Source organism: Alcanivorax sp. HI0083 (genome assembly GCF_001635175.1).
Genome location: NZ_LWFX01001530.1, coordinates 1 through 6,321, shown reverse-complemented (window position 1 = coordinate 6,321; position 6,321 = coordinate 1). Strand labels below are relative to the sequence as shown.

7 protein-coding genes and 1 pseudogene are annotated in these 6,321 nt (G+C 59.6%); all 8 read left to right on the top strand.

Going from position 1 to position 6,321, the window contains the following annotated elements; genetic code table 11:
- The coding region (locus A3754_RS23025; protein WP_063521450.1) for an ATP-binding cassette domain-containing protein at positions 1 to 663 on the top strand (663 nt) is incomplete at its 5' end.
- The gene (locus A3754_RS23020; RefSeq protein WP_082872507.1) at positions 653 to 1,891 is read left to right on the top strand and encodes an ABC transporter permease; all 1,239 of its coding nucleotides are present in this window, start codon (positions 653 to 655) and stop codon (positions 1,889 to 1,891) included. The genes A3754_RS23025 and A3754_RS23020, both read left to right, overlap by 11 nt.
- A 2-nt stretch (positions 1,892 to 1,893) precedes the next feature.
- Positions 1,894 to 2,436 carry a DUF3299 domain-containing protein gene (locus A3754_RS23015; RefSeq protein ID WP_063521448.1) on the top strand — a complete coding sequence of 181 codons (543 nt, stop codon included), beginning with the start codon at positions 1,894 to 1,896 and terminating at the stop codon, positions 2,434 to 2,436.
- A gap of 187 nt (positions 2,437 to 2,623) precedes the next feature.
- A complete protein-coding gene (locus tag A3754_RS23010; protein ID WP_063521447.1) occupies positions 2,624 to 3,502 on the top strand; it encodes a branched-chain amino acid ABC transporter permease in 879 nt (292 codons plus the stop codon).
- Between the two features lie 3 nt (positions 3,503 to 3,505).
- Positions 3,506 to 4,603, top strand: coding sequence for a branched-chain amino acid ABC transporter permease (locus A3754_RS23005; protein ID WP_063521446.1), 1,098 nt, complete (start codon positions 3,506 to 3,508; stop codon positions 4,601 to 4,603).
- Positions 4,600 to 5,370, top strand: coding sequence for an ABC transporter ATP-binding protein (locus A3754_RS23000; protein WP_063521445.1), 771 nt, complete (start codon positions 4,600 to 4,602; stop codon positions 5,368 to 5,370). Before A3754_RS23005 ends, A3754_RS23000 begins: the two co-directional genes overlap by 4 nt.
- Positions 5,367 to 6,167: pseudogene (locus A3754_RS22995) on the top strand (ABC transporter ATP-binding protein). Before A3754_RS23000 ends, A3754_RS22995 begins: the two are co-directional and overlap by 4 nt.
- Positions 6,140 to 6,321: hypothetical protein (locus tag A3754_RS22990; protein ID WP_156497166.1), on the top strand; the 182-nt coding region annotated here is incomplete at its 3' end. The pseudogene A3754_RS22995 and the gene A3754_RS22990, both read left to right, overlap by 28 nt.

The following is a 6,321-nucleotide window of genomic DNA, read 5'->3' as shown; positions in this document are numbered from 1 at the left end:
GGTCAGGTTCGTCCCTTCTTGCAGGTGCCGGACTTTGCCCTGCAGGCAGGGGAGCGGGTGCTGCTTCATGGTCCCAGTGGCTGTGGCAAAAGCACTCTGCTGTCACTGATTACCGGCATCCGGCCAATGCAGTGCGGGCGTGTTCAGGTTGCCGGCCAGGCTTTTTCTACGCTCTCCCAGCGTCGCCGGGACGCCTTTCGCGCCGATCACATGGGGGTTATCTTCCAGGCGTTCAATTTGCTGCCCTACCTGAGCGCCGTGGACAACGTTTGTCTTGCGGCCAGCTTCTCCCGCCTGCGCTGTGAGCGCGAAGCAGGGCGTCGCAAGGCGCAGAGACAGACTGCCGCCCGTGGCTTGCTTTCACGGCTGGGGCTGGATGACGGCACCGCTGACTTGCCGGCCTGGCAATTGTCTTTTGGGCAGCAGCAACGGGCGGCGGCAGCCCGCGCCCTGTTCGGCAAACCGGAGCTGATCATCGCCGACGAGCCGACCTCCGCCCTGGATAACCGCAGCCGCGATACCTTGCTGGCGTTGCTTTGTGAACTGTGCGAACAGTCCGGCAGTGCCTTGTTGATGGTGAGTCATGACGATCAGGTAGGGCACCACTTTCAGCGCAGTGAGGATTTCGCCAGCCTGGCCGGGGAGGGCAATCATGCTTGCTAAAGTGATGTTTGCCTCCCTGAAAACCCGGCGCACCTCGGCGTTGCTGATCGTGGTTGCTATTGCCATGAGCGTGCTGATGATCATCGGCATCGACCGGGTGCGTCATCAGGTGCGCGCCAATTTTGCCAGCACCATTTCAGGGACAGATCTGATCGTCAGTGCCCGTGGTGGGCCAATGAATATCTTGCTCTACAGTGTCTTCCGTCTCAGTGATCCCACCGCTGGCATCAGCTGGAACACCGTGGAGCATCTGGCCGCCCACCGGGATGTGAAGTGGTGGATTCCCATTGCGTTGGGTGATTCCCATCGCGGTTATCCGGTGGTGGCGACTAACGACAGCTATTTGACGCACTACCGCTACGGGCGGGATCAGCGCTTGACCCTGCAACGCGGGAGCTGGTTTGCCGGCGCCGACCAGGCCGTGCTCGGTAGCGCCGTGGCTACCCGGCTTGGCTATCAACAGGGTGAGCAGATTGTACTGGCACACGGTGCCAGCGGCCCGGCCATTGTGGAGCACGATAACCACCCGTTTACGGTGGTGGGTATTTTGGCCCCCACCGGTACGCCGGTGGATCAGAGTGTGCATATTTCCCTGGAAGGGATGGCCCTGATCCATCGTGGTGGCGCCTACTTGTCTGGCATGCCTGCCATGCCAGGGCAGGCAATGGACAAACCTGATTCGGTCAATGCGGTCATGTTGGGGCTGGAACGACGCATGGCGGTGCTGAGCCTGCAGCGGGAGTTGTCCCGTTATGATGGTGAGCCACTCACGGCCATTATCCCCGGTGTGCAGCTGCAACGGCTGTGGCGGATGACGGCGGCTGGAGAAAATGCCCTGCGGGCCACATCGCTGGCGGTATTGGCGGTGGCCTTGTTGGTGCTGGTGTCCACGGTGCTGGCGGCTCTGGAAGGGCGCCGTCATGAGATGGCTGTTCTGCGGGCAACAGGGGCGGGGCGGCTGGCCGTGTATACGGTGATTGTCGGCGAAAGCCTGTGCCTTACTGTGTTGGGCTGCGCGCTGGGTTTGGGCGTATTGTTTGTGGGGCAATGGGGGTTGGCGCCAGTGGCTTTGGCTGAATGGTCGCTGCGCCTTCCCGACAACTTTCTTGCGCTGCGGGAATTACCGGCCATTGGCGCTATTCTCGCGGCGGGCTCGCTGGCTGGTCTGATCCCGGCGGAAAAGGCTTTTCGCAATAGCCTGGCCGATGGCTTGACCCCAAGGAACTGATCATGCGTTTTTTGATTGCTGTTTTCTGTTTTACCTGCAGCCTGCCCTCCATGGCGGCCAATGAAATCGAGTGGGATGCTCTGGTGCCGCAGGACTATGATCCTTCGGAGGTTTACAGCACCCTGTTTGATCAGATCTATGGGGAGCAACAAGCCCCGGATGGGATTGCCGATGGCGACAGCCGTGGCGCGAAGCTGATGGACGCCATCGACAAGGCATGGCGTGAAGCGCCGCTGAAGCAGTCCCTGGATAATACCGAGGTGCGTTTGCCGGGTTACGGGGTGCCGCTGGATGGTGATGAAGAGTATGTCCGTGAATTCCTGCTGGTTCCGTATTTTGGTGCCTGTATTCATAGCCCGCCGCCGCCGCGCAACCAGATTGTGCTGGTGAAAATGGAAGGGCGCGGTGTGCCGCTGGATCTGGCGTTGGATGCCATGTGGCTGGAAGGCACCTTGACTGTCTCATCGCAAGATACCGAATACGGCACGGCAGGGTATGTGCTGGAAGGTAAAAGTGCGGAACCCTTTACGGGTTACCTCCGGTAACGGTTTATTCCTTTGCTGCCCTCTCTCTGGCAAAAAACCGCTTTTCCAGCCTGATCAGTGACGTTTTTCCCCCTATGTCTGAACTTGTTACATTTTACATACTGGAGAGAATGTAAAGCTTCAGATAGTCTCGAAAGAGCTGAATAAAAATACACCAGAACAATAAACCCCCCGGGAGAGAGGGACCATGGATATACTCCAGCTGCTGGTCAGCGGGGTCGCGAACGGCTGCATCTACGGGTTGCTGGCGCTGGGCTTTGTGTTGATCTACAAAGCGTCGGAAGCGGTGAACTTTGCGCAGGGTGACCTGATGATGCTGGGGGCCTTTCTGGGCATTACCTTCATCAATGCCGAGTATGCCGACCTGCCATTTCTGATAGGCATCACCCTGGCCGCCCTGATTTTAGGGCTCTTTGGTTACCTGCTGGATCGCCTGGTCCTACGCGCCATTTTTGGTCAGCCGCAGTTCGCCATGGTGATCCTTACCATCGCACTGGGCTTTCTGCTGCGTTTCGCCGCAGGTGTTATCTGGGGGCACGATCCGGCCTCCCTGCAAACGCCTTTTGTCGGCCGGGTGTGGGAAATGGGTGAGCTGATCATCCCGGTGGTGGATGCGGTGATCATCATTACCACTGTGGCCCTCACGTCCATTCTCTACTTCTTCTTTGCCCGTACCCGCCTCGGTGTGGCCATGCAGGCCAGCAGCCAGAACCAGATGGCCGCTTACTACATGGGCATTCCGGTGAAGCGGATCAACGCCATTGTCTGGGCCCTGTCCGGGGTGGTGGCCGCTATTGCCGGGGTCATGTTTGCTGCCAAAGGCGCCGTGGAGCCGTCGGTGGGGCTGCTGTTTGGTATCAAGGCCTTCGCCGCTGCGGTAATTGGTGGGCTGGGCTCCTTGCCCGGCGCGTTGCTGGGTGGATTGTTGGTGGGCATCGTGGAGCCGTTCGCGGGCCGCTATCTGCCTTCCGGGGTCGGCCAGATTGCTCCCTATGTGCTGATGCTGCTGGTGCTGATTCTGCGCCCCGGTGGCCTGTTCGCACAGATCAGCCAGAAGAAGGTGTAGGCCATGAGTAATCGTTTTAAAAGCCGTTACGACGACGATATCAACCTGTTTGAAGGCCGCTGGCACCTGGCCCAGTACGCGATATTGGCAGCGTTGCTGCTGGCGGCGCCCTGGGTGCTTGGCAGCTACTATCTGGGCGAACTAACCGCCGTTCTGGTGTGGTCCCTGGCCGGCCTGGGGCTGATGCTGATCAGTGGTCATACCGGGCAGGTGAGTCTCGGACATGCGGCCTTTATGGCCATTGGTGCCTTTACCAACCTGGCGTTGATGCAGCGTGGCTGGCATTTCATTCCTGCACTGCTGGCCAGCGCGGTGACCTCCGGAGTCGCCGGGGCCATCATCGCGCGGCCGATTCTGCGCATGAGCGGTATTTACCTGGCCATCGCTACCCTGGCACTGAGCATCATTCTTGAAGATGTGGCGATCATGGCCGAACCGGTGACCGGTGGGGTGGCAGGGGTGTTTGCGCCGCCCATCGAGCTGTTTGGTCTGGCGGTGGACCGTTACGCCACGCCCAGAGCCTTTTACTACATCTGCCTGGCGGTGTTGGTACTGGTGACGCTGGGCTATCTGAACCTGCTGCGCAGTGGTTCCGGGCGCTCTTTCCTGGCGGTGCGCGACAGTGAAGTGTCTGCCCGCGCTCTGGGGGTGAATGTGACCCGGGCCAAAACCCTGGCGTTCAGCCTGTCCTGTGCCATTACCGGTCTGGCGGGGGCGCTTTATGGGCATCTGGCCCAGGCGGTGAACTATGAAAGTTTCCTGGTGCTGATCTCCATTACCCTGCTGCTGCAGGTGGTGATCGGTGGCCTGGGTTCGGTTCATGGGGCCTTTTTCGGTGCCATCGTGGTGGTGCTGCTGCCGCAGGTCATTGCCATTGCCCGGGATTATCTGGATAACGCGGCGGGCATCAAGATCGCGGCCTATCCGGGCATGGACACGGCCCTGTTCGCGCTGTTGATTCTGCTCATGGTGATTTATGAGCCGCGGGGGCTGTATGGCGTCTGGTTCAAGGTGCGTACCTGGTTGCAGCTGTTCCCGCTGTATCGCAAGGGCATGTTCCGCCGTACCCGAACCTACCTGAAAACGGAGCGCCAACGATGAGTCTGTTACAGGTCAAGGATCTCTCCATCTCCTTCGGGGGCGTTAAAGCGGTGGACGGTGTCAGCTTCGACGTGGAAGCCGGCGAAGTCTTTACCCTGGTTGGCCCTAACGGGGCGGGCAAGTCCACCATCTTCAATCTGATCAGCCGCCTGTATGAACCCAGTGCCGGCCAGATCGTTTTCAATGGTCAGGACATTACCCGCCTGCCGGCCCATGACGTGGCCGGGCTGGGTATCGCCCGGACCTTCCAGAACATCGAATTGTTTGATCACTCTTCGGTACTGCAGAACCTGTTGATCGGTCGTCACTGTCGCCGTAATACCCTCTGGTTCGAAGAGCTGTTGTTCCTGCCCAAAGTGCGGCGCAGTGAACGGGAGCATCGGCTGCTGGTGGAGGAGGTAATCGACTTTCTCGATTTGGCCCCCTATCGCGACAAGCTGATTGCCGGTTTGCCCTACGGGGTGCGCAAGGTGGTGGAAATCGCCCGGGCGCTGGCCAGTGAGCCGAAACTGATTTTGCTGGATGAGCCGGCCTCCGGCCTCAGTGTGGAAGAAACCCAGAACATGGCCTGGTGGATCGAGGACATGCAGAAAGATCTGGGCCTTACCGTGCTGATGGTGGAGCACGACATGAGCCTGGTGTCACGGGTATCCGACCGGGTGCTGGCGGTGGCAGAAGGGCATCCGCTGGCCATGGGCACCGCTGCACAAGTGCAGGCGGACCCGAAAGTGATTGAAGCCTATCTGGGCTCGGAGGCCACATCATGAGTGACGCGGCAGAGAAAACCCTGAGCGCCCAGCCCCTGTTGCAGGTCAAGAATCTGGAAGCGTTTTACGGACCGGTAATGGCCCTGCGCGGGGTATCCATTGATGTCCACGAAGGCTCGGTGGTTGCCATCCTCGGTGCCAACGGTGCCGGCAAGACCACCCTGATGAAAACCATTTCCGGGGCGCTGGCGCCGCGCAAGGGCAGTGTCACCCTGGCGGGTGAGCATATCGAAGGCAGCGAGCCGGACAAGCTGGTGCACAAGGGCATTGCCCATGTGCCGGAAGGCCGTGAGGTATTCCCGTTTCTGAGTGTTGAAGAAAACCTGCTCATGGGAGCCTACACCCGTCGAGACAAGGACGGGATTCGTCAGGACATTGCCATGGTCTATGACTATTTTCCGATTCTTCAGGAACGTCGCAACCAGGCCGCAGGTACGCTTTCCGGTGGGCAGCAACAGATGCTGGCCATCGGCCGCGNNNTNANNNCGCGGCCGTCGGTGATGCTCCTTGATGAGCCCTCACTGGGGCTGTCGCCGCTGCTGGTACAGGAAATTTTCGCCATCGTTCGTCGCCTCAACAAGGAGCAGGGCGTAACCCTGTTGCTGGTGGAGCAGAACGCCCAGGTAGCGCTGAATACGGCGGACCATGGTTATGTACTGGAAACCGGCCGGATCGTGATGGATGGCAGCGCGCAGGACCTGCTCGCCAGTGACGATATTCGCGAGTTCTATCTGGGCCAGTCGGCGGGGGATGACCGACCGGAAAAACGTTGGAAACGGAAAAAGACCTGGCGCTGATGATGACTGAAAATAATACCACAACCACTCAGCTCCACGGTTGCGACACCGTGGTCAAACTCTGGCGCAAGCAATGCCTGGAGCGGGGCAATAATATTGCCCACCGCGAAAAGGAACTGGGCATCTGGCAGAGCCATACCTGGCTGGATTATTA

What these genes read in the sequence shown, in the direction of transcription:
- A3754_RS23000 (WP_063521445.1), top strand. Translation starts at nt 4,600, where the DNA reads ATGAGTCTGTTACAGGTCAAGGATCTCTCCATCTCCTTCGGGGGCGTT.
- A3754_RS23020 (WP_082872507.1), top strand. Translation starts at nt 653, where the DNA reads ATGCTTGCTAAAGTGATGTTTGCCTCCCTGAAAACCCGGCGCACCTCG.
- A3754_RS23010 (WP_063521447.1), top strand. Translation starts at nt 2,624, where the DNA reads ATGGATATACTCCAGCTGCTGGTCAGCGGGGTCGCGAACGGCTGCATC.
- A3754_RS23015 (WP_063521448.1), top strand. Translation starts at nt 1,894, where the DNA reads ATGCGTTTTTTGATTGCTGTTTTCTGTTTTACCTGCAGCCTGCCCTCC.
- A3754_RS23005 (WP_063521446.1), top strand. Translation starts at nt 3,506, where the DNA reads ATGAGTAATCGTTTTAAAAGCCGTTACGACGACGATATCAACCTGTTT.